Here is a 23,633-nt window from a genome sequence, read left to right on the forward strand (position 1 = left end):
GAAACTTCCTGACAACGTTGGATCAGGCTGCGCTCAACCGCGCCCAGAGGCAGCGCACAGCATGCGGGAAGGCCAGCTCGAAATAGGCCGGATCGTAGAAGCGGCAGACGCGCAGACGCCGCTCGAGATCCGCGCTCGGTTTCGCCTGACCGAGAGCAAGCGCAGCCGCGACGTAGGGCGCGTCGAGCATCGGCAGCGCCATCTCAGCGAAGACGGAAAGCTCGAGCGGCAGGAGGTTCTTGATCGCGCTGTCGCCTCGGATCCAGGCGTGCCGCGGCCAGTCATCGCGACCTTGGTTGCGTCCGACGCACGCGCTCGCCAGGGTCCTGACGCGTTGCGCAAGGACGCGCCCGTCGAGCCCCCTCCCGAAGACTTCGGCGGCATCTCCGACCCCGAGGCCGAGCTTGGCGGCGCGCACGTGGATCGCGAGGGCGGGCGCGATCGCCTCGAGCCCGTCGAGAAAGCCGCACGCCTCGCGCGTGGCGAGGTCCGCACGCCAGGTTGGATCGGATGAGGCGGCGCTGAGCGCGGCCTCGAGACGTTCCCGACGCCGGACGAAGGCTTTCATCCAAGCGGTGAGCGGGCTCGACACCCAGGCGAACGGGAGCTGCTCTTCGAGGGAGAGCACGAGCGGCAAGTCGTCAGCCTGCGCGTGCGCCATCACCTCGACCATCGCCCGTGGTTCGGCGCTCAGGTGGCGCAGCAGATCGAAGGTCTGCGGAGCCAGAACGTCGCTGAAGGTCCGCACGAGCGCGAGGATCGCGTCCGCGGCCTCAGGATACCGGCCCCGCCCGAGGTCGAGCAAGCAGGCGCGGACGGCCTCTTCGCGCAAGTTGCGCGCCGGCATCAGCAGAGCCTGCGCAAGGCGATCGGAGGCCGGCGCGGCATCCGTTTCCGGAGCGCGACCCCCAGCAGCGAGGAGCGGACGCGAGGCGACGCGCCCGTCCGCACACCGGCGTGCGTAGTACAGTACGGGACCCTCGACGTCCGCCAGCCCTATCGCAGTCGCTGCGAAGTCTGCGGACGCCAGCACGGACAATGGGATTTCCGGCCCGCACAGGTCCGCGAACCGCCGGGCGACAAGTGCTATCGCGCCGCCCTCATCCTCCGGGCGGGCGCGCCATGCCTGACCGCTGCGCGCCTCGACGCGCAAACCCGCCGGGTCCGGTTCGAACGCCAGGGCGTAGCGCCGGACATCGAGGCGGCATTCGGTGGGCCCAACGGACGCGGTCAGTCGCATCACCGCGTCGAGGTCGTCGGAGGCAGCCAGCAGCGCCTCGATCTCTGCACGCAGAGCCGCGGCCGGCAAGCTCCTCTCGAACCGGCGGGTGAAGCGCAAGATCTCGCCGCGCGAGCCGCGTGCGTGGACTTCGCCGTCGATGCGACCCGGCGCTGAGGCTTCAACGGTGAGGCCACGCAGATCCGCTAGCCCGATCTCAGCACGCTCACGCAGCCGACGCCCGCTGGCGGCATAGAACGCGACCTCGCAGCCGATCAGGGGGACCTGCACCTCGAACCCGGCCCGTCCCGGTCGACGCAACTCGATGTGCAGGCGCTGCGGGAGCGGGCGATCGGACCGCGCGGTCAAGGCGACGCTGTCAGCGACCGGATCACGCGATTGCGTCACGGTGATCTGCGGATCGCGCGGGCGCGGTTCGAACGTGACCGCGCCGAAGCCTTCCAGGACGATGGCGGCGGCATCGCGCGGCGGGCGCGGTCGACGAACCCGTGCACCCGCCGGCACGATGGCTAGGCGCACACGGTCCTGTAACGCGTCGTCCTCAAACAGCCCGACTTCGATGAGGCCGATCGGGGAGCTGCCGCGATCGAGCGTCTGCCACCCGGCCCCAACTCCGAGCGGGCGCCAGCGCAGCCCGCCCACGGGGGCCGAGGTCATGACGTTGCCCGGACGCAGGACGCGAATCGCGGGCAGGCCGCAGAACAAAGGTACTGTCGCGCTCAGATCGTCTGGAGCCGGTCCACTGAGATCTAGGCGAAGGGCAACCTCGTCGTCGCTGGCCGTGCGCAGGCGGTAAATCACGCCATCGCGGGTGGTGATGCGGGCCTGCCCGGTAAGACGGTGGAGGGTGAGGCCGGCGAACCGCGCGATGGTCTCGGCCGTGCCGGCGTCGCAGGTGATCTGCGCGTCCGCGGCGTCCGCGACCGTGAAGTAAAGGGCAGCCTCGCGCGTTCGCACGCTTCCCGAGCCGATCAGACGCAACTCGCGGGGCGTGTCTTCGTCATCGATTGCGCGGAAGCTTAGGACGCTCTCAAGAACGCGGCGCCCGGCCGGAAGCACGAACGTCGCTACATCGCGGTTGTCGGCGTGCAGGCGCACCTCGACGTCTGCGTCGAACGGGAACGGCGCGAGGAGCCGCCGTGCCTCGCTCAGGACAGCGCGGGCCGACCAGGGACGGCGGCCATCCGCGCGTCGCGTCGTCTCGTCCGACTCGGGCGGCTCAAGGATCGCCAAGCAACCAGTGACGCGCTCGGCGGTGGATCCGCTCGGGAAGAGGCGCGCGCGTGTCTGGCGCGCGAGGTCGGCAAACACGTCGGGCGGGAGCGGTTGGGTGAGATCGAGCGTCCCGTCGAGCGCTAGGCGAGCCGCGAAGCGGTACCCGCCACATGCGGGATCGCGCAGGAGCAGACGCTCGACCGTCACGGAGCCGTTGGCCTCGGCATCAGGTCGCAGGCGGACGAGGCCCTCGATCATGCGCGCGGCGGACCCATCGGCCATCGCGATCGGCAGGCTCTCGCGCCAGCCCGGCGAGAATCCGTCGAGCCAGCCCACAACGTCACTCTGACCCGCCCCCGCCCGCGCCTCGCGTCGCAGCTCGGTCAGGCGGGCGCTCAGCTGCGCGACGATCTCGACGAACGGCGCCACGCGGAACGAGACGGGCACGCGGTGATCGTGGAAGCGCGCGTGGCGCAGCGCCTGCTCGGATGACAGATCCGCACCGGCTTCGAGATCACCCATGACGGCGCGTACGTACGCGGAGAGCCAGCCCTCGCCTCGCGCGGCGAACGCGGTTGGGATGCCGCCCTGCACGATGAGCGAGTGGAGGTACTCTCGACTGTTATCCACGCCGCGCAAGAGGCCCTGGCGCCAGAAGCCAAGACCGGTCGCCGTGAGGCCATGCAGCGTCGGGAAGTCCTTCGCCAGCCCGACGGCGCCGCAGGGGCCGTCCCAGCTCCACTGCCCCTCCTGGAAGTCGCGCCGAAACCATTCCGCGACGAACAGGCAGAACACTGCACCGATATACCGCGACGACGAATCCACCATCTGCGAGCGCGCGGGCCAGCGGCCGATCAAGGTGCGCAGAGCGAGGAAAGCCTCATCGCTCAAGCGGTATTTGTAGAGTTGCCGCCCATCAGGCTGGTCGAGCCCGTGCTGGGTGAGAAACTGCTTGGCCGTGAACGCGAACGGGTTGAGCGTTGCCGGGTTCATGGTAACTGGCGTGTTGCGCGATCGACTTCAAGTGTGGCGTGAGGAAACCTGTCGTCAGACGACGAGTGAGTCCCTCGGACGAGGTTGAAACGTTGTGCACGTCACTTGCCGCGACGACGAAGTCCGCGATCTGCCCACCCTGTTCAGCATCTATGCCTTCCGGACGACAGCCATGATCTTATCGCGGTGCAGCGCGTCGGGCGCGGGACCGTGTCGGCTTCGTGCTAAGCATCACCGGTCCCACGAGAGCCGTCCATCACGAACACGCTTGCGCGGACAGCATCGATTGCAATTTCAAGTTTAGCGGTAGAATTATCACAGGTAGCAGCGGCGCCCTGCGACACACGGCGCGCGCTCTTGGATCATGCTGCGGCGTGGGAGCGCGATCGCACTCGAAAGAATCGCCAGTTTCAATCGCCGAAGCCGGTCGATTCGGTCTTGAACCTCAATTGCCGAGCGTTGTCGCGAACCACCCCCACGTCCGTGTCGTTAAAGCCAGCCTCCGCTTGGACCTCGACTTCCAGCGTTAGCGTGACCTTGGCACCCGGCGTTCGCTGAAGCTCCATGACGACGGCGTTGAGGATGGCGTCGAACGACTTAACTGGCCGTACCATATCGATCTCGACTGAGCCCCAGAAGCGTTTGGGCGCGGACGGTCTAGACGGCGGTGTGGGCGTACCGGTGCCCGGATCTACCGCTCCATTCCCAACAACGCCGCCACTCGATTGCCCCGGCACCGGCTGGAGGGAGGTGCGCCCGAGCTGATCGAGCGCTGCCTGTTCGCGGACGAGGACAGCGGAGGGCGGCATCAACTCGGGCGCCGTTTTGGCCCACGTGAGCCCGCGGTACTCGCCCGTGCTCTCATCGACGGCGTCGGCGTAGCCGAAAGCCGGATCGAGCTTTCCGACCGCGTCTCGGATCGCGTTCTCCAGCACGACGCGATCCCGTAGCTTCGGGAGATAGGCAAAGGACGCGAACCAGTCTGCCACTTCGGCGACCGCAAGATGCGGCCGATCGGACGCCCATAGCGGTTTCAAGGCCACCCAGAGGTTACCGCCGCCGAGCTTCTCGGATGCGATGCTGTCGACCTTGACCTTCTCCCACGCAGCAGCCGGAATGGCGGCCCGGTCTTTAGACGCGATCGAGAGATGATCCAGGTCGAAGGCGGTGCCGGGAGCCGTCGCCTTCACCGGGAACAGGATGTGGCTCCAGGCGAGCCGAACAGCTTTTGCGGCGCCGTCCCGGCTCGCCTTCGCCTTCTCATCCGCATCCTTCATCTGCGCGGGCGGAAGCTGGTCTCGCAATCTCTTATCCCCAGCGATCTCGCCCCAAGCGAGCGCCTTGCGCATCACTTCCCGGGCGGTGCCGAGCAGCGCCTCGTCGGCGGCGACGAACAGCAGCGTGTTGCGGTACCGGCGCTGGGCCGATCGGCAGCGCATCAGGGTGTCCGTCACGACCTCCGTGGCTGGTGACTGGGCGACGCCCTTGCCCGCGTGCGTGGTCGCAGGACCGAGGATGACCAGCGCGAGGGCGTTCGACTCGTCGATAGTGATTGGGTCGTCCGGCGCGGCGAAGATCCGGTGAAAGCCGGCCCTAGTGGCGCCGTCTTCGCGAAGCACCTTGGTAATCGCCTCATCGACCTCGTGATCAGGGAGAGCCTTGGCGCGATCGTCGGCGAGGCGGTTCAGCGTCGGCTGGGTCGAGAACCAGTACCGACCCGCCTCCTCGTAGAGGTAGGTCGCGCGCTCGGTCAGCTCACGCAGCGCCTCGCCGAAGATGGCAAGCTGGTCTCCGGGCTCGGCGCAGGCGAGCCGCAAGCCTGGGCCGGTGAGACCGGCGTTCGGCCGGCCGACCAGTGGCGCGGAGCAGAGGAAGACGGCGCGCGCGGCGCGGGTCGCCGCCCGCAGCTGTGAGATGCGGCGCGACGGGTTGGCTTCCATGCGGGCCGGCAGCGCACTGTCGCCATCCACCTCCTTGTCGACCACCGCGTTAAAGTTGGAGTCGAGCGGATAGAGCACGCTCGCGCGCACACGTTCGTGCGCGATCGGCACGCGCGCCGGCGTGATGAGCGGATCGTTGGCTTGGGCCTGCCAAAGTGTGCCAACGACGTTGGCCATGAAGCGAAGCACGCCGCGGGTGCGCTGGAACTTCTCCAGACTCGCCCAATCCTTCGACAAGCGGTCGAACAATTCGGGATGGATTGGGTAGGAGAGCTTTAGAAGTTCGCGGTATCGCGCCTCTTTGGCTTCCGGCGGAAACTCGGCAGCGTTGGTCTTGTAGAGGTCCGCGAAGGCCTTAACGGTCTCGTCGCGCGCCTTCTCGCCCTCGACGTCGAGCGTCTGGAAAAGACGCCGCCGGATGATCTCATAGGTCTCGTCGCCGGAGGCCGGCAGCCAAGCTGATTGTACGCGGCCGAAAACCTTCTCCAGCCGAAGCAGCGCTGCCTCGCCTTTGGGGCCGCCGGCCTCGGCGACGCTCTCGGGCAGCGAGCCGATGATGAGTACACCGGGGGCCATCTTGGCCGCCTCGGTCAACGACTGGATAAACGACAGGAAAGCCTCAAATCGGTCTTCCGGCAACTGGCGCGCGTAGGCGACGAGTTCGTCGAGCAGGATGAGCGCCGGCCCCGACAGCTTGAATAGCGCGACCAGGAGTTCGGAGGCTGGGTTGGTGCGCGCGGCCTCCGCCTCGGCCATCAGATCGAGGCCGGCCTGGCCAGCAAGCCGCCAGGCGATGTAACCCCACAGCGTGTGGACCTTCGGACCGCCCTGCAGGATCAGCGAGGTGTCGGTGCCCTTGGAGGTGCCGACGAACACCGCCACCTTCGGCGGCGTCCAGCCCGTGAGGCCGGCCCGCGCCACGAGATCGCCGACGCCTTCGAGCAGCGTGAGGTCGCGCGCTTTGGCGAGGTGGTAGACGGCCAGCATCGTGTGCGTCTTGCCGCCGCCGAAAGCCGTCTGCAGGCCGATGACGGGATCGCCGCCGCTCGCCGACAACCTTTGCAGGCTGGAGGTCAGGATGCGCTGTAGGCCCTCGGTGAGAAAGGTGATACGGAAGAAGTTCTCCGGGCTCGCGTAATCCTCGCCGGCATGACCGGCATCGACCGCGAACAGGTCGGCGGCGAATTCTGCCTCCTTGAAGCGGTTGGCGAGCACGTCCGGGTGCGGCAGCGCCACATCGATCCAGGGGCGAAGGTCTTTCGCTGGGCCGCTCTCGATCGGTGCGGTCGAGACGGTGCCGAGTGTCAGCGTCGGCCGGGATGGAGCCGCGGGCACCGCCGGGGGGGATGAGGGGCCTGGGCCCACCACCGGCTCGGCGGATGCGAAGCCCGACCGGCGCTGGGCATCGTAGAGCGCCTTGGCCTCGTTAATTTCGACCGTCGGCGCTTTCACTGCCTTTAACAGGCAGTGGATCGCGTCGAGGTAGCGCAGTGCCTCGTCGTCCTGCAGCGGGATCGAGAGGTGAGAGGTGGCGTTGCGCGCCTCGAGCGCCATAGAGGTGAAATTGCGGACTCTGTGCTTGTCCTGGCGTGCGAAGGCGTCGTCGAACACGTCGCGCCAACTGTCGATCATGGTCTTGAGCAGGCCGTACTCGTCGAGCCCGGCCTTGGGCGAGCCGCCGGCCGCGCGGCTGGCGAAGTGCAGCCAGTTCGCACCGTGCCCGGTGGTCTCACCGGATCCTGGGCCGATCGAACAGGGGGCCGCACTCATCATCGAAGTGGCTCTGTGAGCGGGAACACCTACCCGCTCCCCGGGCTCGAAGGCCCGGTCGAGATCCGGATCGACCGGTGGGGCCTGGCGCATATCCGCGCCGGGACCGCGCTGGACGCGTTCCGCGCGCAGGGCTTCAACGCCGCTCGGGATCGGCTCTGGCAGCTCGATCTCTGGCGCAAGCGCGGGCTCGGCCTGCTGGCGGCGGATTTCGGGCCCGGCTACCTCGCCCAGGACCGGGCCGCCCGGCTGTTCCTCTACCGGGGGGACATGGCGGCCGAGTGGGCCGCCTACGGGCCGCAGGACACGAAGGCCATCGTCACGGCCTTCGTGGACGGCCTCAACGCCTACGTGGCGCTCACCGAGGCGCGGCCCGCGCTGTTGCCGCCGGAATTCGCCCTGACGGACACGCGCCCGAGCCGATGGCAGCCGGAGGACGTGGTGCGGATCCGCAGCCACGGGCTGGTCCGCAACGTCCTGTCCGAGGTCGCCCGCGCCAGGGTTCTGGCCCGCGCCGGAAACCGGGCGGACGGGCTCGCGGCGGACGACCTGCGCAAGCGCATCAGCCCGCCGCACGCGCCGGTGATCCCGGACGGCCTCGGAGCCGCGGATTGGCCGGACGATCTCCTGGACGAGTTCCGCCTCGCCACCGCGACGGTCGGGTTCTCGCGCGAGCGGATGGCCGCCACCCGCGACGAGGCCTGGGCCTGGAGCAAGGTCGACGCGCACGGCTCCGTCACCCGCGGGCCGCGCAGCGCCCCGAAGGAGCCGGCCGAGGGCTCGAACAACTGGGTGGTCGGGCCGTCCCGCACCGCGACCGGCCGGCCGATCCTCGCGAGCGACCCGCACCGGGTCTACCTGCAGCCCTCGCTGCGCTACGCCGTCCACCTCACTGCGCCGGGCCTCGACGTGATCGGCGCCGGCGAGCCGGCGCTGCCCGGCATCTCCATCGGTCATAACGGCCACGCGGCCTTCAGCCTGACCATCGCGCCGATGGACCAGGAGGATCTCTTCGTTTGCGAGACCGACCCGGCCGATCCCGACCGCTATCGGTATGGCGAGGGCTGGGAGCCGATCGCGCGCAGCATCGAACGAATCCCGGTGCGCGGCGGGGCGGACGAGACCGTAATTCTCGGCTTCACCCGCCACGGGCCGGTGATCCGCGAGGCTGCGGGGCGCGCCTTCGCGCTGCGGACCGTCTGGTCCGAACCGGGCTCTGCCGCCTATCTCGCCAGCCTCGCCTATCTCGGCGCCAGCAGCCCGGAGGCTTTCGGGGAGGCCTTGCGCCACTGGTNGTGGAGCAGCCCGGTAGCTCGTCAGGCTCATAACCTGAAGGTCACAGGTTCAAATCCTGTCCCCGCAACCAAAACAAGCTCGAACGAAGCCCGCCGCGCCCATAAGCGCGGCGGGCTTTTTCGTGCGCCACCGCTGTCAAGCTCAACCAATTCGATATCCGCTCCTGGCAGGGGAGGGGGCAAGCCCGAGCTCATTCGCCTGCCTTCCACGAACAATTCCAGGCCAGAGCCACCTCGATGTGGTCCGCCTGAGATATGGCCTGCGGCCAGAACTGAGGGTCCCCCGGATCTTGGTCCGGCCGAAAGGTGAGCTTCCGGGTCTCATTCGGCGGCTTGCAGGGCCGCCACCAAGGCGAATTCCTGGGGCGTCCGCCACCCCAGGGCTGTGTGAGGACGGCTCTCGTTGGACTGCCGCCGCCACGTCTCGATCTTGCTCGACTGCGGGCATATCCGCACAGACTAGTCGCGTCACAAACGGCGTCAGGTGCTGCCGCTGCGTGTCCGTCGCCATATCGTTCAGATGCAGCGCGAGCTGGCAGATTGGCCGGGAGAAGCTGGGCGGCATCGAGTTGACCGAACGGATGGGTCGATAACGAAACCCGGCCGCCAAGACTGCCGCCTCGTTGATGCAAGTGCCTCCGTCCGGCTCGAGGAAGGAATGCGAGCCCCGGAGAAGCTTCCAGCTCGGGATATGATCGAAGTCGCTCATGGTGGCTAACTCCGTAGCCGCCCCCCGGCCGAGCCTCCTCCTAAGCACCGACATCCTCAACCGCTCGAATATGGCAGATTACTGCCAAGCTTTCGGCTGCATCCGTGTTTGTGATACGGATCACAGAAGGGCATGAGCAAATCACTAAGCTTTCCGACATCGGAGCGGATGAACCGCTCGGCGATACATTGGAGAGCGTGATGATCAGCAAGACCTTCAAGTCCGTGCTCGCTGCTGCCGCCATCGCGGCTCCGGTCGGTATGGTTGTGGCAACCGACGCGCTCGCCTTTGGCGGCCACTTCGGTGGGGGCGGCTTCGGCGGTGGTCACTTTGGCGGCGGTGGCTTCAGTGGCGCGCATCCCGGCGGTGGTGGGCACCCGGGTGGGGGTGGCGGCCTCGGCGGTCATCCCAGCGGCGGTGGTGGTTTCGGCAGGGGCGGCTTCGGCGGCCGTCGGTTCGGCGGTGGGTTCGTCGGGTACGGCTATGGTCCCAGCGTCGTCTATGTGGGCCGTGGCTGCGACTACGGCTTCCACTTCAGCAACTCCTGGGGACGCTGCATCCCGAACGACTGAGTGCGGATGGGCCCGATCCGCGACATGATCCAGCCGAGCGCTTCTTCACGGCGCTCGGCCTCCCTGCCCGCACCAGATGCGCGAGCGGCGATCGTGAGGGCTTGCGCAAGTTCACGCTACAGTCTCACGAAAACTTGATTGCCTCGCCGTACATCAAGTTTTCGCTCTGAGACATGCAGTATACCAGCCGCAAACACTGAATTCTTCAATGCGTGTACCCCCTTTGGAGGACGTTCGGTTACGCTTTCGAGCGTACCGTCTGCCCGCTGGTCACAGAGGAGCGACGAAAATGGTCAACGACGGCCCCCCTATCAAATTCGTTGCGATCTGGGGCGTGTTCGCCCTTCTGATGCTGCTGGGTCAGACGCAGCTCACCAGCTATGGGTCAAGCATTGCGATGGTTGACCAGCCGGATCTAGACGCCGAGCCCTTCATGGTGGCCGCGCTGAACTGACGATCGGCACCCGGCAAAACGGGAACCGTTTCCGTTTTCCAGAAGTGAGACCGTTTCTCTTTTGGCTGCCGAGACGTTGGCTACGTGCATCGGCGGTGGGATGCGCTGATCTCCACGTCCGTCCTAGTCACCTCTCCCCGAGGCTAGGGGCGGACGTGGATGCCTGACGCCACTTATGTGGGATGACCCTATGGTCGCCCGGACCTGTGCAACCTGCGGCGGTTCGGGGATCCCGAGCCGGGCGCCGATCTGCTGGTGGATGTCGAGCCAGCGCCGGGCGGCAATCACTCGATGAGGGCCGGCGATGTCGAGGCCATGGCGCTCGACACGGCGGTGAGCAGCTTCGAGTCGCCGGTTCAGCCATCGTACCCGTGCCAGCAGGATCATGAACCGAGCGGTATCGCACCAGGATCGGCGCTGGGCGGCAACGGCGATCTCAGGACGCTTGGGGAAGGCGGTCGGCATCAGCGCACCTTGGCGGAATCGAGGGGCGCCAAGCCGGTCGCCGCCACGATGTTCCCACGGGCCCCCAGCGCAGCGGCTCCACCGCGATTGCAGTCGCTTCGGCGCGCAGAGCCGACGTCGAGTCGGCCGTCACCTCCAGCAGTGCGGCCTCGCGCGCCGCCCCCTCGCGGTCTTCGACATTCTCGCACTCAGGCGATGTGCTGGGCTCTGGCACGCCCGGCAGCAGGGCTCCGATCTCCTCGTAGCCGTTCAGCAGATCAAATTCGCCACCCGCAGCTCGCGTTCGACGTCTTCATGGAGTGTCCTCGACGGATCATCGTTGCCGGCATTGGAAGGCTGGATCTCCGGCATTGGGGCGAGCGGTGTATCGAAGACAGCGCGCGCCTCGACGCCCTGAGCCTCATTCAGCCCAGGGCGCCGCAGGAAAGCTCTGACTGAGCGGATCACCGCCCGCACAGCCGGCTCCTAGGATGCTTACGCCGCCAACAGCGCCGCCCAAATTCCTGCTGCGTCGATCTGCTTGGCACACACCAGCGTTCCGTCAGCTGAGCGACGTACCTCGACAATGTGTGGCACGCCCGAAACCAGCCGCACGTCCAACCCGAGGTCAAAGCCGACCCGGCCGTCGCCGATGCCAGCCGTGGCGAGGTCGGCGCGGTACTCGCTGGCAACGGTGAACGCCACCACGGCCCCGTCCACCATCACGTCCAGGCACATTGGAGCGTCAGGCTGCGCCGTGTTCTGCGCCCAGCCGCCCACATGCAGCAGACCATCGGCTCCAACCAAGCACCGATCCAGCCATGCTCGCACAGGGCCCAAGTCAGTAGTCTCGCCCGACGAGATGGCGCGACGGGCCAAGCGTCCGCGCAACGCGGCAAGCTCGGGGCCGAGTTCGGCGCGTGGGGCATAGGGCACGGGCCTTGTGCCAGCGTCGAGAGCTTGGACACCGTCGAAGCCAGCGCGCACCCCCGGAGCGGCCAGGAAGCTCTCGGCAGCCGCGCCCTCGGCCACGAGCAGGTCATGGCTGTCGAGTTCGACGTGCCAGTAGGTGAGATCGGCCACAGGCTCGCCGCGGGTGATGCTGGTGCCATTGACGAGATGACCGGCGGCCACGAAGAGGCCGTCGAGCCACAAGCAATGGTCAGGGGAAACGAGCAGGTCGCGGGCGGGCACGCCTTCGGAAAGGCCACCGGCCCTGATCCGCACTGGGCGCTCAGCCTGAGGGGCGGACAGACCAGGGTGGGCGCGGCTGCCGATCCAGCGGATCGGGCGATGTTGACCGGAGACGGTCACGACCAGATCGCCAATCGCCAAGTCTTCGACCGCGACCTGTCCCCGTTCTGTGAGGAGGTGCGTACCAGTGCAATAGCATGGCGTTGTGTTGCTGGGACCGGACCAACTTCCGAGCGTATTATCGTCGGCGGTAAAGCGCGTCCGTGTTGCACCTGCTGGGGGGTTCGATCCATAAAGCCGCGTGTTGGATAGAACGTACCGGTAATTTCCAGCCTGAGTGTTTCCGGGCGGAATATCCGTACTGGTGAACTGTATCATGTTCGGGTTGTCGTACTGGGTCGCGGTCAAAGTTGCTGACCTATTCGCGTACCCAGCCGGCGCGTCCGCTCCGTAATGCAGGGTGACTGTGTCTCCCGGAGACCTGACTTGGCCTGAAACGAAGACCGAGTAGGTAGATGCATCATCGATTTGAAATGAAGAGGCCGCTCTGCCGTCATCCGTTCCAAAAAATCCCGCGTTGTAAGCGGTGTTGTTGAAAATATAAGGAAGCGGCATTGGTTATTCCCCCCGATTAAAAAGCCGATTTTCTCGTTTTGCCTAAAAATATAGCTGGGATACGATCCAGAACGCAGTAGTTCGAGCATTTCAGCTCGTAATATCGTGCTTTTCTGATCCAGCCCAATCATAGGCACAAAAGCACTCATGACTTAAAGGTTCGGAACGCACAATAGAGCAAACGTTTCTCATCGTGGTCTTTTTGATCTGTTTTCAAGTTTGGATTGATCATGTAACAGTCGAGCAACACTTCCTAATAGCAATGGTTGGAAAAGGATTTTTTGGCTTCGCAGGGCAGGATAATTCGGCAATGCACTTGACCGTACTTGCAAGTGACACGAGCGCCGATCCCCCTGACCTCGCCGAACAGGCTCAGGGGCATGCTCGTTCGAGGAATTCAAGGAGCGGCGTGCCGGCTGCCGCAATGACGTTGCCGCGCCCGCGCCGGGGCAGGATCTGCGCCTCGGGCAACGTTCCAGCCGGAGCCTTGGACAGGGCGGTCTTGGTCGCATCGGCCATCAGTGACGCGCCGGCTGCACCGCGCCGCGAACGAAAGGCACGAATTTTCGCTAACCCAATTTTAACCGTTGCTTCAGTTCTGATTGAACTTTCAGATTGCAATTTGAATAGTACTGCAACTTATAGGGAGCGCAAACGAGGAGGAGGTACATCGTGCCCCATTGCATTTTCGTTCGCGAATACAACGGCTTAGAAGCACGTCCACCTGTCATGCTGGCCTATGATATTCCCAAACGCGACGATGCGGATGCACTCGTTCAAAGCATTGCGCGGTCTTACCGCACCAATGGCATCGATGACCGCAAGCACGTTCATTGGTTCTACCATGGAGACAAGCGGCACGAGATCTATACGTGGCCGCAAAGCCAAAGTGTTGCCGCAGCCGCCAGTTCATCCACTCATCAGGTCGGGGAGCGCTGCGCCAGCCGCCGCAAGCACGTTCCCGCGCCCACCCCACGGAAGCGGCGGCAGACCCTCCACCGCCAGTTCGTGTAGCGTCGTTTCGCTCACCTCCTCCTCGCGATCCTGATCGCCACCGCGCATGTCGACGACCTGCGAGCCGCCGGTGTTCCCGGGTGCGCCCAGGGACGGCTCGGTGTCGTCACCGTCCTCGAGATCCGGGCAGCCGTCCATCCCGTTCAGCACGGCGTTGAAGTGGTCGGCTACGTCGAGGGCGGCTTGCACGCCGGCCTCGAGCTGAGCTCGCAGTTCGGCGCTTGCCAGCGGCTCCGGGCTCTCTGGCGCATTCGGCTTCGGGCGCGGTGCGAAGGTCAGAACATCGCCCATGGTCAGGCTCCTACCTTCTTGGCGTCCTGTTCGAGCTGGTATGTCGCGCCGGCCACAAGGAACCGGGCCCGCGCCACGTCGAGCAGCTTCGCCCAGCCCTGCAGGTTCTCCCGCGCGTCGTCGATGGCCTTGTACAGGGTCTCGTCGACGCCTTCCCCACCCCCGGCGGCTTCGCGGATGAAGGCGACCAACTCGGGCTTGCTCATCCGCAGCGTCTTGTCGGCGAAGTGCATCCCGAGCGCCTGATTGCAGAACGTCTCGGCCCATTCCTGCGGGCTGCGGAGCGGCACGTCGGAGAAGTCGTAGGTGGGACGGTCGAGGGACGCGGCACCCTCCACCGTCAATGGGGTGCCGTCCTCGGCCGCCTGAGCAGGCTCGGTCGGATCGGCTGCTGGCCCGGCTTCCGGCTCGGCTGACCGAGGGCACTGGCTCCCACGATCCGGCACGAGGATGCCGACGACGGTGCCTACGATCTTCTCGCGCAGGTTCTCCTCACGGTTGGGGCCGTCGCTGGCGTACAGCATGCCGGCCGTGTCGAGGACGCGCAGAGACCGGCTATGCGCGGCGTCGGGGCGAACGGGGGCACGGCCTGCCAGGGCTCGATCGCGCCCGGCTGCTGCTCGTCCGGCAGATTGTGGTAGCGGTGATCCGGCGGAGGGTTGCGGCGGCCGGTGCGGGCGCTGGTGCTGCGGACCGGAACGGGCTGTTTGAAATTCGGGATACGGGCATGGGTCATCGTTCGGGCTCGAGAGGGCTCGTGTGGGTCGGCTCGGTGGTGAAGGGGTGCGCCGCGCTGGCGCGGGTCAGGCCCGCAACGCGGGATGCGGGGATCGCGGGAAAGCGGGCCGCATGGAGACGCACAACATCCGCCCGCCCGGCCCGCCGGCGTAGGTCGTCTTGTGCCCCTTCTGCCTCGCCCTACGGTGTCATCCAATCCACGAACAGCAGATAAGCGACTGAGATCGCCAGGGCGGCCAGAAAAGCGAGGCCGCCCAAGCCGATCGGGTCGTCACTCGATGGCATGCTCACGCCTGTCAGGGCGCCGCATCTACGGCAAAGCCGATCTGTTCCTCTGAGGGGAAGGCCGCACGTCCTGCATTTCGGCATGGCTCGGCCTCGAGGCAGAATTCGCGCCTAGCGGTCGGCGATAATTCCGCGGCTTACTGCAAAGTGAACCAGATCGGCATCCGTCATCAGGAAGTCACCGAGCTGCCAGTGTTGAAAATCGTCGCCGTACGGCACGACTTTGGTTCCCTGCGCCCGTAGGGCCGCCAAAGCATCCTGAACGAGAGGATGATTAGAAGCCCGTTGTCGTTTCTTGCCGACCAAACCCTTCGTCCGTCGAATGAGCGCGAAAAGGGCGTCAGCAGTCATCGGACTCGCTCCCCATCAGCAAAGCAAGCGGGATTATATGACGGCTTGCAGAGATCGAAAACTAAATTTGATAGCTCTCGGTGCGAAAACTGCATTCACATAATGTCCCGAGAGAATTCCCGCTTTAGGACTCTCTGTGTTCCAACCTATCACGGCGGCCGCCCCTCCCTCGGCGGCAGATCCAATCCACGAATTGCTGCGCCCCTAGGATTTAACGACCCGTCAGCCCTGCGAGATCGGCCTTCTATGGGCGATTGGGGCCCCGAACCCTTGAGCGTCAGCAGAGCAGCGCCGGGCCGTTATACGGTCGGTACCGGCGCGGCCTCGCCGTCGCGGTCGCACGGGGTCCGCTCCTGTTCCTCGGGACGGGTCCCGCTTAGCTTAGCTAAGCAGTCTGCTCATCGGCAGCCGGTGAACCTTGCTTGAGCGTGGCCGTTAGCGTGACAGGACGGGCGTTGATCGCTTCACCGCCAATCGTCTGGCTCGGCGGCGGGGGAGGGGGAGCTTTGCTTGCCTCCGCCGCCGCGTTCTCTGCATTCTGAGCAAGCCCGCCCGGCCGGCCGATACGGGTGGGCTTTTTCGTGCCCTCAGGCAGCTTGTCCAGACAGTTCGACGACCTCGCAGGTATCAGCCCGCTGCCGCCAGTCGACGATGCTAGCGGCCTGACAGAAACGCGCCTTGGCGGCGTCGGCTGCGGCTTCACCGTAGCTGGCGGGCACAATGCTCTGTTGCTGTATGATCCGGCGGTCGTGGCCGCGACCGTCCGAAACCGTCCTGTGGAAGGTGACGAGGAACGTACGCATGGCGTGCACCCCGGTTCGAGTCGCCGGGCAGCTCAGAACTACGGACGACGCGCCGCTCCATCGGCTCGCACGAAGGCTCCTCGCCCCGCCATTCTCCGCCCCTTGCGCCCTGCGAGGACATGGAACGCCGGCAGAACATGACCGGAGTGGCAGTCCGTCCGCTCTCGGCTCAGACGGACTTCCAGGGCTGCAAAAGCACCCTCGCTTTGCACCTCCCGCGAGAACGTTGAGCCGGTACAAAGCCTATGTTTCCAAATGTAACTTACGTGTGCAAGCGCACACGGATGACGGTGGCATAAGGCATTTCTGGATCAATTGCGGACAACATGGATTGGCACAAGCTTCAGGAGTATCCTGCCACATCAGTTTCGACGGGAGTCCAGCGTGAACAAGCTTGCCTTTACAGCCATCATTACTACGGCCTTGATCTCCCCCGTCTTCGCACAGGCCGTCATCGAGACGCCCACCAGCACCACGGTCATCGTGCCGCCCGGTGCGCCCGGCGTCGTCACGCGCCAGCCCGGATCGACCGGAGACGAAGGTGCCGCGACCTACTCACCGACGGGTCGCGCTGCCGACGGCATTGCCACGGACTCGGCGGCTGCCGGCAACGAAGCACAGCCCTCACGTCTCGGTTCGACTGGCAGCGGCGGGGGCAAGTAACCTCACTGCCGCACTCAGCCCACCCAGTTCGCCGCCGCGGACTTGTTCCAAGGCGGTGACCTGAGGTGAGACGGCGGCTGGCCTGCGGGCACGCCCTGCTAACCGCTCTTCCCGCATCCTGTACCTCGGGCCGCGTCGCGTACTCGGCCCCGGCCGTGAGGAACGGCACCGAGCCCCTCCAGCCCGTGAGCAGATCGGGCGGCGGAGCCCTCATCCGTCTGCGCCGCGTGTCGGCCTCGTCTTGGCTACCTGCGAGCAGCCGTCCGGAGCTGTGATGCCTGATCCACGACAGATGCCCGTCCTTGTGGTCGATGACGTACCCATGATCCGAGCGGTGGTCCGCGCCGTGCTCGAACAGGTTGGAATTAACGACGTTCACGAGGCCGCCGACGGAGCCGCTGCTCTCGCGATGCTGAACGAGCGTGCCTACGGCCTCATCATCTCGGATCTACACATGTTCCCGATGACAGGCTTCGAGCTACTCCGCCACGTGCGAGAGGATCGCCGCTTGCGAGAGACGCTGTTCGTGATGATGACCACGAAGGAGCACGCTCACTTCTTCACGACAGCGCGGCGAGCGGGCGTGAACGCCTGCCTGGTCAAGCCCTTCATGCCCGCGGTGCTGCGCAAGACGCTTGAGGACCTCTGGCCAGCCAACGGCAGCGGGCGCACCACGGGTTGCGAGAGCAAGGCATTTCTGCCGTAGCGTGCTCTCGGCTTCGCGGTTATCGGCTCGTTCGCTCGTCTGCTTCAGAAGCGCGACGCCAACGCACGCATTTGGCCATTTGGATGCTCTGCGCGAGGCCCCGCTTCTCAAGTTCTTCGAGCGCAGAAGTGATCGTCGATATCGGCTGGCAGGCAGCCAATCCCGTACTGGCCAATTTGGGCGACGTTTCTCGGACTTTGAGGCGGGCCCTGTCCCTCACGACCGATGTACTCACGAGTTGCGTATCCAGCACCGACAAGAGTGCCCGTTCAACATCATTCAGAGGCGGCGGGGCTTCCCAACTTTCAGGCGCTTCATCAGCGACGGTACGCATGTTGATAGCGTGCATGGCTCGACCTCCTTCGACCTCGAACATCGATCCGCCGCCGATGTCGGACCGGGGAAATGTCTGAAACTTGACTGAGTTTCTCAGTCTCTGCGGGCGAAACCGCGCACCCAGGACACGTGTGTCCCGGCGCCATCTCGAACGGAGACGGCCGAACGCTGGTCAGATGCCGGGCTTTCCGGTTCCCGCAGGCATCCTGCACCTGAGCCACGCTGCGTATCGGCCCGGCTGACACGCGGGTGAGATCGGACGCTACACCCGCCACGTGAGCACATCGGGGTTGGGGCGAGCGAGCAGACCGACGGGAGGCAAATGGCGAAGGCCGAGTGAGCCTCCGGTTTCGCGATGGCGTCCAACAACGGGCTGGCGTGACGAGCCAACCTCCGTTGTTGCTCAGGTTTATGATCCCTGCTGATTGACATCATCACCGGAAGGACACCGCACGGGCCCCGGTGGCTGAGCGCCGTGTGCGCCCGCCCGCAATCGCCAAGCGAGAATACGACCGACGAGTTGTTCATTATTGAATTCCCGGCCCTGGCTCTCGAGCCTATCGAGCGTTTGTCTTGGACGAGGGTGGAGCGATACGCTCCGCGATTGTCCTGCAAGCTGAGATCGACGATCATGCAAGGGCGATTGCGGCGACGATCACCAACGCTTTCGGTGCCGACCTTTGGGAGCGGGCGCGCTTTCTCGGTAGCGACCCGCCGAGATCATCGTGTCTGGCCTTCTGAGCCAGTGAACCAATCCACATTAGGAAGGTTGCCGCTCTCAGCGCAGTTGCGACGCTTAGAGGATCACGGTGCCCCGTTACTTCTTCGACATTCACAACGGGGCGTTCCATCCCGACGATGAGGGCACCGAGTGCGCTGACTTCGAGGCCGCTCGGAAGCAGGCGATGGCGTCGCTCCCCGAAGTGGCCCGCTGGGAGATCCCGAGCGAGGGTGATCGGCAAGCCTTCACCGTGCTGGTTCGCGATGAGGATGGCGTGCCTGTCTACACGGCGACGCTAACCTTCGCGGGCTTGAGGCTCGCCGGGCCTGCGGCTGTGTGACGAGGCTCACGGGCGGCAAAGCTGAGTGCTGTCTGCGGCAAGCCACGTGCCGACGATCGGCAACACTCCCGCCCAAAACAGAGCGACAACGTCATCATCCACAAGCCAGCGTCAGCAGCCCCGTTGGAACCGACGCCGGGTGGTTAATTTAATCTCAGTGAGAAATGCGCAGGGGGGCGTATGGGCTTCACGGTCGTGGAAGGCAGGGACGATCACGAGCTAGAAGACGCTGTGCGTCGTGGCGTGGCCGATGGATTGGCTCGATTGCTGGGCGTGCCCCGGCATCCGGAAAGTATCCAGACGATCCTCGACCAGAACGCTCGCGCCGAGCAGGCTCATGTCGAGGCTGAGCCCACACGCAAGGCCATTGGGCGGCAATACCGCCCCTGATTGGCGTCTAACTGCGCGAAAGCTTATCGCACGATCGAGCGGGCGGTCGCACGGCCGCAGCTCGTCCGGCTCACGCAGACCCCGTCAGCAGATGGCATCGCCGATCAATGGTCGCATGCAGGTGAGGGATTACGGGCCCGCTTCCAGTCGTCCGAAATGCCACCCGCTCGGCTCGTGGCTATCAGGGCCCTGCGGGACTGAGGGAGGATCAGCTGCATGCACATCAACTGCGACTGCTGCGTCACGGACAGCTCGGCAAAATTCGGGCGCCGACGCCTCCTGCTAGGGGCGGTCGGCGTCTTCGCTGCGACCGCCCTATCGAACACCGTTGCGCGGGCCGCTTCTCCCGTGGCCAAGACCGCTTTGGCACCAGTTGAAGCCCTCAAGCTCATGAAGGAGGGCAACGAGAACTTTAAGAATGAAGCTCCGTCTCTCTCGGCTAACGGGCGCGAGCGCCGCCTCGAACTCGCTCGCGGGCAAGCACCGTTCTGCGTCCTCGTCGGATGCTCCGACAGCCGGGTTTCCCCCGAGATCCTGTTCGGGCGCGGGCTTGGCGAACTGTTCATCGTCCGGAACGCCGGCAACACGGTCGACACAGCGGCGCTGGGCAGCATCGAATATGCGGTCGGCGTCCTTGGCGTCCCGCTCGTCGTGGTGCTCGGGCACCAGTCCTGCGGCGCCGTCGCAGCCGCGGTCGACGTGGTGCAAAAGAACGCGACCTTCCCGGGTGTCATTGGCGAGATGGTGCAGCCGATCGTGCCCGCCGTGCTGGAGGCAAAAAGCCAAGGCGGCGACCTCCTTGAGGCCTCCGTGCGAATGAACGCCCGCCGCGTAGCGAAGCGGCTGACGACCCAGAGCCTCGTGATCAAGGACGCGCTCGACACGGGAAAAGTCAAAGTCGTGGGAGCGCGTTACGGCCTCTCGGATGGCCACGTCGAGTGGATGGAAGACATCTGAAACCCAAGCGAGCTTGGCCAGACTCGATCAGCAACGAAGTTAGAGGCCGGAATGCAGCCCGTCGGCAAACTCCGGCCTCGCGCACGCCCCGACCGCCGCCGCGGCTGGTGGCGCGGGACAGCCGACCCCAAGGTGTAGCGCCACGTCTCCACAGGACCACGTTACAACGTGGTGACGCGATCCCGTTACCAGTTTCCGCGTAGTAGGCTAAGGTCCGATAAGAAGAGATTATCGGACATCAGAAGTCAGTATGGCATCGACGCTGCCTCGCCTCGCCTTCTCGCACGCCGGGCAGGATTTCATCGTGAAGGCGCGGCCAGTGGCGGACGGCATCGAGGTGCGTGGCTTCTGGCACGCTCGCTCCAGGGGGCGAACGCGTTTTATCGTCGTCGTGCCGGCTGAGGCCATTGAGAAGGCCCAGCGGCCCGATTGGGCCGACCCGGTGCAAGCCGCCTTGAAACTCGTGCGAAATCAGATCGTGTCGGCGATCGATGAGGGCGAGCCGCTGGTCGAGGAACCTCAGCAGTGAGCACCGAAGCCGTCCTCCCCTCACCGACCGGACTGCAGGCCTTCGCCGGCCGGGCGCGCGGGTACGCCGATCAGGCGCGAGCCGAGAACACCCGCCGGGCCTACGCCTCGGACGTCCGGGCCTTCGCAACCTGGTGCGACGCGCGGGGCGAGGCCTCCCTGCCGGCCCGCCCCGCCGCCGTGCTGGCGTACCTGATTGACCACGTGTCCACGTTGAAAGTTGCCGCGTTACAGCGTCGGCTGGCGGCGATCCGCGAGCAGCACGCCGCGGTCGGGCTCGCCCTCGACACCTCGTCGGCCGCGTTCCGAGATGCGTGGCGCGGGATCAAGCGGGCGCAGGGTCGACCGGCGGCCAAGACGCGGCCCCTGATGACGGTCGATCTCCGACGCGCCGTGGCGACTCTGCCCGACACCCTGGCCGGCCGCCGGGACCGGGCGCCGATCCTCGTGGGCTTCGCGGCAGCGCTGCGCCGGTCCGAGCTTGCGGGTCTGGAAGTCGCCTGCAGGGATGGCCGCGCGTGGGTCGAGGGGCGGCCCGACGACGGCCTCGTGATCCACCTCGCCCGCAGCAAGACCGACCAGCAGGCCGAGGGCGCCGAGATCGGCGTGCCCTACGGCTCGAACATGGAGACGTGCCCAGTGCGCAGTTATCGCGCGCGGATCAACGCAGCCCGCCTTGAGGAAGGGCCGGCGTTCCGTCCCATCGACCGATACGGACATATCGGCCTTAAGGCGGTGACGGATCGCGCCGTCGCGCGGATCGTTCAGCGCACAGTCGAGGCCGCCGCACTGGCGGAGGGACATTGCGTGACAGCGGGATCACGGGGCAACGTGACGACGTGATCACGTTACAAAATGGCCTTGGAATCGTCCTCGGCAACGTACCGATCATCGCGCTAGCACTCGCTGTCGCTCTGCCTTTCTATAAAGGACGCGTGCCTCACGCCGAGCGCATGCTCGCGTGGCTGCTCCTTCTTGGCCTGGGTCTGCCGATGATCTGGGCGGCCTACTACCACCTGCTCCAGCCAGATATGGCGGCGCGGCTGATCGGCTGGGCACCCAGCCCGTTTCAACGCGAGGTCGGTTTGGCTGACCTCGCGATGGGAGTGACGGCCTGCGTCGCCAGCACGCAGCCGCTGCCCTTCAAAGCCGCCATCGTCTGGACCTTGGTCATCGCGCTCGGCGGCGATGCTGTGGGGCACATCCTGGAGATCCTGCGCACGGACAATCTCGCTCCCGGTAACGCCGGTTCGATCCTGTGGTGGGATATCCTGGCGCCCTTGTACGGATTGATCTTGCTCTTCGCTGCCAGCCGGGCTCCAGCACGATGATGAAGCAGCTAAGCACGCTCTTCCTTGTGGCCGAGCGCGGCGCCGATCTCGCCAGCATCATGGACCAGTCCGGCCACCGCGATCTGCGGACGGTCGTCGGGTACATTCGGCGGGCGAACGCCTTCAACGGACACTCAGGGAGCGGGCTTCTGTAGGCCATCTGTCGCCGGTGGCGATTTCAAGCGTTCTCTGAGGCCAGCGCTCTGGCCGCCACAGGGTGCTTCAAGAAACCGATGTGGTCCGTGCCGCTGCCACCTTCAGTCAGCCAGCAGCGATAGGATGGTGACGGGAGCCAACAGCTCAAACAAAGGCCACGTCGAGATGCTGGTCGCTCTTGCTCACGATCTCGCAGAGCCGGGAAAAGCCATCAGCCTCGATCAGCAATTTGAACCTTTCCGGAACGCCCGCCGTTGTGACGATCTTCAAGCCGGCGCTGTCGTCGGACAGGCTGCGCACCGTGCAATCGATGGCGGATCGCCCTGCGTTGAACGAGATCTGACCTGACTTGAGCACGCGGCGGCGGATGTTCTGCTGCGCGATGGCGACAGGCTTCCATTCCATGCACCTGTTTCGACCGTCATCCTTTGCCGAATAGAGCGCCGCATCCGCGTTCTGCAGCAGCATGTCAGGATCGGCGACAGACCCGTTGAGGGCCGCCACACCGAAACTCGCTGTAATCCGGATGGGCCTGAGGGGCGTCGGGATGTCGAGGCGCGCAATAGCTCCGCGCAGCTTTTCGGCCACCTGCATCGCGGATGCCAGTCCTGTATGCGGCAACAGGATAGCGAACTCCTCTCCACCCAGACGCCCGAAGGCGTCAGATTTACGAAGTTCGTCGCGACACACCCCGGCCACCGCCGACAGTACCCTATCGCCGACGGCGTGTCCGTGCCCATCGTTCACGGACTTGAAGTGATCGAGGTCGAGCATAATGCAGCTGAGTTCGTGCTTATGCCTCACAGCGAGCGCGAACGCGCGACTGAACTCATCGCGGAAAGCTCGACGTGAGAGTGCGCCGGTCAGTCCATCCGTCATAGCAAGCACTCGCAATTCGAGTTCGCTCATGACGATGCGTGCGAGGTCGGAAAGCGTATCCAACTGATCGGCGGGGAACGTGCGCGGCTTCGTATCCATCGCGCAGAGCGTGCCGATGCAATACCCCTCCGAGGTACGCAGCGGTGCGCCGGCATAGAACCGGATATGCGGCTCACCCAGAACGAAAGGATTGTCCGCGAACCGCACGTCGGCAAGCGTGTCTGGCACGATGAGTGGTCGAGCTTCCCGAACAACTATGTCGCAGAGGGCCGGACCCTTGGACATCTCGGAGGCTGAAACCCCCTGGCGTGACTTGAACCACTGACGGTGACCATCGATCAAGGTGATGGTCGACATGGGAACATCGAACATCCGACGTGTCAGCCGCGTGATGCGGTCGAATGCCTCTTCGGAGGGCGTGTCGAGGACATCGTAGTAGTCAAGGCTGGCCAGTCGAGCCTGTTCTTGGATCTGGGTCTGAGCCGACATGGCACATCCTCGGATGCAAGGGTCAAACCTCTTTGATGGCGGCTAAAGATTTACGAAATATGACTCTGGACGGAGCTGTTGAAAACTTCTTCAACACATCTCACATCGTGCCATCGATTTGGCCGGGCCACGCGACGCGCCGAGTCACCTTCACTGCGCCCCAGCCAAGCCGTGCGGTTGGAGAGCGTATGCCTGCAGGCAGCAGGAGAGTGTG

At 65.4% G+C, this 23,633-nt stretch carries 20 protein-coding genes, 1 tRNA gene and 2 pseudogenes; 12 read left to right on the top strand and 11 right to left on the bottom strand.

The window, feature by feature from the left end:
* Positions 1-22: 22 nt before the first annotated feature.
* Together MMSR116_RS17405 and MMSR116_RS17410 are read right to left on the bottom strand one after the other, a co-directional pair.
* Entirely contained in the window at positions 23-3,448 is a 3,426-nt protein-coding gene (locus MMSR116_RS17405) for an STY4851/ECs_5259 family protein (RefSeq protein ID WP_010686556.1), read from the bottom strand.
* Positions 3,449-3,858: 410 nt separating this feature from the next.
* Positions 3,859-7,251, bottom strand: coding sequence for a DUF499 domain-containing protein (locus tag MMSR116_RS17410; RefSeq protein WP_348529367.1), 3,393 nt, complete (start codon positions 7,249-7,251; stop codon positions 3,859-3,861).
* Here MMSR116_RS17410 and MMSR116_RS17415 point away from each other — a divergent pair.
* Together MMSR116_RS17415 and MMSR116_RS17420 are read left to right on the top strand one after the other, a co-directional pair.
* Positions 7,174-8,394, top strand: a pseudogene (locus MMSR116_RS17415) (penicillin acylase family protein); the annotation flags it as partial. The gene MMSR116_RS17410 and the pseudogene MMSR116_RS17415 overlap by 78 nt on opposite strands.
* Before the next feature lie 51 nt (positions 8,395-8,445).
* Positions 8,446-8,524 (top strand) — tRNA-Met (locus MMSR116_RS17420).
* A gap of 250 nt (positions 8,525-8,774) precedes the next feature.
* Here the strand turns inward: MMSR116_RS17420 and MMSR116_RS17425 are convergent.
* A pseudogene (locus tag MMSR116_RS17425) lies at positions 8,775-8,888 on the bottom strand (integrase core domain-containing protein); the annotation flags it as partial.
* A gap of 474 nt (positions 8,889-9,362) precedes the next feature.
* On the opposite strand from MMSR116_RS17425, the gene MMSR116_RS17430 reads away from it, so the two are divergent.
* Together MMSR116_RS17430 and MMSR116_RS17435 are read left to right on the top strand one after the other, a co-directional pair.
* Complete coding sequence (locus MMSR116_RS17430; RefSeq protein ID WP_051072339.1) at positions 9,363-9,734, top strand: hypothetical protein; 372 nt, start codon at positions 9,363-9,365, stop codon at positions 9,732-9,734.
* Between the two features lie 289 nt (positions 9,735-10,023).
* Positions 10,024-10,188, top strand: a complete 165-nt coding sequence (locus MMSR116_RS17435; RefSeq protein WP_010687735.1) for a hypothetical protein — start codon at positions 10,024-10,026, stop codon at positions 10,186-10,188.
* Positions 10,189-10,902: 714 nt separating this feature from the next.
* Here the strand turns inward: MMSR116_RS17435 and MMSR116_RS17440 are convergent.
* The 7 genes from MMSR116_RS17440 to MMSR116_RS17470 all read right to left on the bottom strand — a co-directional run bounded on the left by MMSR116_RS17440 (position 10,903) and on the right by MMSR116_RS17470 (position 15,923).
* Positions 10,903-11,109: a hypothetical protein gene (locus MMSR116_RS17440; protein WP_158168911.1), complete on the bottom strand. Its 207-nt coding sequence runs from the start codon at positions 11,107-11,109 to the stop codon at positions 10,903-10,905.
* Positions 11,110-11,127: 18 nt separating this feature from the next.
* A complete protein-coding gene (locus MMSR116_RS17445; RefSeq protein WP_010687733.1) occupies positions 11,128-12,441 on the bottom strand; it encodes a Hint domain-containing protein in 1,314 nt (437 codons plus the stop codon).
* Between the two features lie 372 nt (positions 12,442-12,813).
* On the bottom strand, positions 12,814-12,960 hold the full coding sequence (locus MMSR116_RS17450; protein WP_158168913.1) for a hypothetical protein: 147 nt from the start codon (positions 12,958-12,960) through the stop codon (positions 12,814-12,816).
* 390 nt (positions 12,961-13,350) lie between these two features.
* Complete coding sequence (locus MMSR116_RS17455; protein WP_010687731.1) at positions 13,351-13,746, bottom strand: hypothetical protein; 396 nt, start codon at positions 13,744-13,746, stop codon at positions 13,351-13,353.
* Between the two features lie 2 nt (positions 13,747-13,748).
* On the bottom strand, positions 13,749-14,270 hold the full coding sequence (locus MMSR116_RS31390; protein WP_010687730.1) for a hypothetical protein: 522 nt from the start codon (positions 14,268-14,270) through the stop codon (positions 13,749-13,751).
* Positions 14,271-14,880: 610 nt separating this feature from the next.
* Positions 14,881-15,120: a hypothetical protein gene (locus MMSR116_RS17465; protein WP_010687729.1), complete on the bottom strand. Its 240-nt coding sequence runs from the start codon at positions 15,118-15,120 to the stop codon at positions 14,881-14,883.
* Positions 15,121-15,707: 587 nt separating this feature from the next.
* The gene (locus MMSR116_RS17470; protein WP_010687728.1) at positions 15,708-15,923 is read right to left on the bottom strand and encodes a hypothetical protein; all 216 of its coding nucleotides are present in this window, start codon (positions 15,921-15,923) and stop codon (positions 15,708-15,710) included.
* Positions 15,924-16,307: 384 nt separating this feature from the next.
* On the opposite strand from MMSR116_RS17470, the gene MMSR116_RS17475 reads away from it, so the two are divergent.
* The 8 genes from MMSR116_RS17475 to MMSR116_RS17510 all read left to right on the top strand — a co-directional run bounded on the left by MMSR116_RS17475 (position 16,308) and on the right by MMSR116_RS17510 (position 21,895).
* A complete protein-coding gene (locus MMSR116_RS17475) occupies positions 16,308-16,586 on the top strand; it encodes a hypothetical protein (RefSeq protein ID WP_010687727.1) in 279 nt (92 codons plus the stop codon).
* A gap of 274 nt (positions 16,587-16,860) precedes the next feature.
* Complete coding sequence (locus MMSR116_RS17480) at positions 16,861-17,292, top strand: response regulator (RefSeq protein WP_083920347.1); 432 nt, start codon at positions 16,861-16,863, stop codon at positions 17,290-17,292.
* A 1,145-nt stretch (positions 17,293-18,437) separates the two neighbouring features.
* Entirely contained in the window at positions 18,438-18,689 is a 252-nt protein-coding gene (locus tag MMSR116_RS17485) for a DUF6894 family protein (RefSeq protein ID WP_010687723.1), read from the top strand.
* Positions 18,690-18,869: 180 nt separating this feature from the next.
* Positions 18,870-19,079 (top strand): hypothetical protein, encoded by a 210-nt coding sequence (locus tag MMSR116_RS17490; RefSeq protein WP_010687722.1) that lies wholly within the window; start codon positions 18,870-18,872, stop codon positions 19,077-19,079.
* Positions 19,080-19,295: 216 nt separating this feature from the next.
* Complete coding sequence (locus MMSR116_RS17495) at positions 19,296-20,036, top strand: carbonic anhydrase (protein ID WP_010687721.1); 741 nt, start codon at positions 19,296-19,298, stop codon at positions 20,034-20,036.
* 250 nt (positions 20,037-20,286) lie between these two features.
* Positions 20,287-20,565: a hypothetical protein gene (locus tag MMSR116_RS17500; protein WP_083920345.1), complete on the top strand. Its 279-nt coding sequence runs from the start codon at positions 20,287-20,289 to the stop codon at positions 20,563-20,565.
* Positions 20,562-21,407, top strand: coding sequence for a site-specific integrase (locus tag MMSR116_RS17505; protein ID WP_010687719.1), 846 nt, complete (start codon positions 20,562-20,564; stop codon positions 21,405-21,407). Before MMSR116_RS17500 ends, MMSR116_RS17505 begins: the two co-directional genes overlap by 4 nt.
* Entirely contained in the window at positions 21,404-21,895 is a 492-nt protein-coding gene (locus MMSR116_RS17510; protein ID WP_010687718.1) for a DUF6790 family protein, read from the top strand. Before MMSR116_RS17505 ends, MMSR116_RS17510 begins: the two co-directional genes overlap by 4 nt.
* Before the next feature lie 300 nt (positions 21,896-22,195).
* On the opposite strand, the gene MMSR116_RS17515 is transcribed toward MMSR116_RS17510, so the two are convergent.
* Complete coding sequence (locus tag MMSR116_RS17515; protein ID WP_010687717.1) at positions 22,196-23,419, bottom strand: sensor domain-containing diguanylate cyclase; 1,224 nt, start codon at positions 23,417-23,419, stop codon at positions 22,196-22,198.
* Positions 23,420-23,633: the final 214 nt, after the last annotated feature.

The organism is Methylobacterium mesophilicum SR1.6/6 (assembly GCF_000364445.2).
Taxonomy (GTDB): Bacteria; Pseudomonadota; Alphaproteobacteria; order Rhizobiales; family Beijerinckiaceae; genus Methylobacterium; species Methylobacterium mesophilicum_A.

What these genes read in the sequence shown, in the direction of transcription:
- MMSR116_RS17500 (WP_083920345.1), top strand. Translation starts at nt 20,287, where the DNA reads ATGGCATCGACGCTGCCTCGCCTCGCCTTCTCGCACGCCGGGCAGGAT.
- MMSR116_RS17470 (WP_010687728.1), bottom strand. Translation starts at nt 15,923, where the DNA reads ATGCGTACGTTCCTCGTCACCTTCCACAGGACGGTTTCGGACGGTCGC.
- MMSR116_RS17445 (WP_010687733.1), bottom strand. Translation starts at nt 12,441, where the DNA reads ATGCCGCTTCCTTATATTTTCAACAACACCGCTTACAACGCGGGATTT.
- MMSR116_RS17480 (WP_083920347.1), top strand. Translation starts at nt 16,861, where the DNA reads ATGCCTGATCCACGACAGATGCCCGTCCTTGTGGTCGATGACGTACCC.
- MMSR116_RS17465 (WP_010687729.1), bottom strand. Translation starts at nt 15,120, where the DNA reads ATGACTGCTGACGCCCTTTTCGCGCTCATTCGACGGACGAAGGGTTTG.
- MMSR116_RS17410 (WP_348529367.1), bottom strand. Translation starts at nt 7,251, where the DNA reads ATGCGCCAGGCCCCACCGGTCGATCCGGATCTCGACCGGGCCTTCGAG.
- MMSR116_RS17455 (WP_010687731.1), bottom strand. Translation starts at nt 13,746, where the DNA reads ATGGGCGATGTTCTGACCTTCGCACCGCGCCCGAAGCCGAATGCGCCA.
- MMSR116_RS17450 (WP_158168913.1), bottom strand. Translation starts at nt 12,960, where the DNA reads ATGGCCGATGCGACCAAGACCGCCCTGTCCAAGGCTCCGGCTGGAACG.
- MMSR116_RS17515 (WP_010687717.1), bottom strand. Translation starts at nt 23,419, where the DNA reads ATGTCGGCTCAGACCCAGATCCAAGAACAGGCTCGACTGGCCAGCCTT.
- MMSR116_RS31390 (WP_010687730.1), bottom strand. Translation starts at nt 14,270, where the DNA reads ATGCTGTACGCCAGCGACGGCCCCAACCGTGAGGAGAACCTGCGCGAG.
- MMSR116_RS17435 (WP_010687735.1), top strand. Translation starts at nt 10,024, where the DNA reads ATGGTCAACGACGGCCCCCCTATCAAATTCGTTGCGATCTGGGGCGTG.
- MMSR116_RS17495 (WP_010687721.1), top strand. Translation starts at nt 19,296, where the DNA reads ATGCACATCAACTGCGACTGCTGCGTCACGGACAGCTCGGCAAAATTC.
- MMSR116_RS17405 (WP_010686556.1), bottom strand. Translation starts at nt 3,448, where the DNA reads ATGAACCCGGCAACGCTCAACCCGTTCGCGTTCACGGCCAAGCAGTTT.
- MMSR116_RS17430 (WP_051072339.1), top strand. Translation starts at nt 9,363, where the DNA reads ATGATCAGCAAGACCTTCAAGTCCGTGCTCGCTGCTGCCGCCATCGCG.
- MMSR116_RS17490 (WP_010687722.1), top strand. Translation starts at nt 18,870, where the DNA reads ATGGGCTTCACGGTCGTGGAAGGCAGGGACGATCACGAGCTAGAAGAC.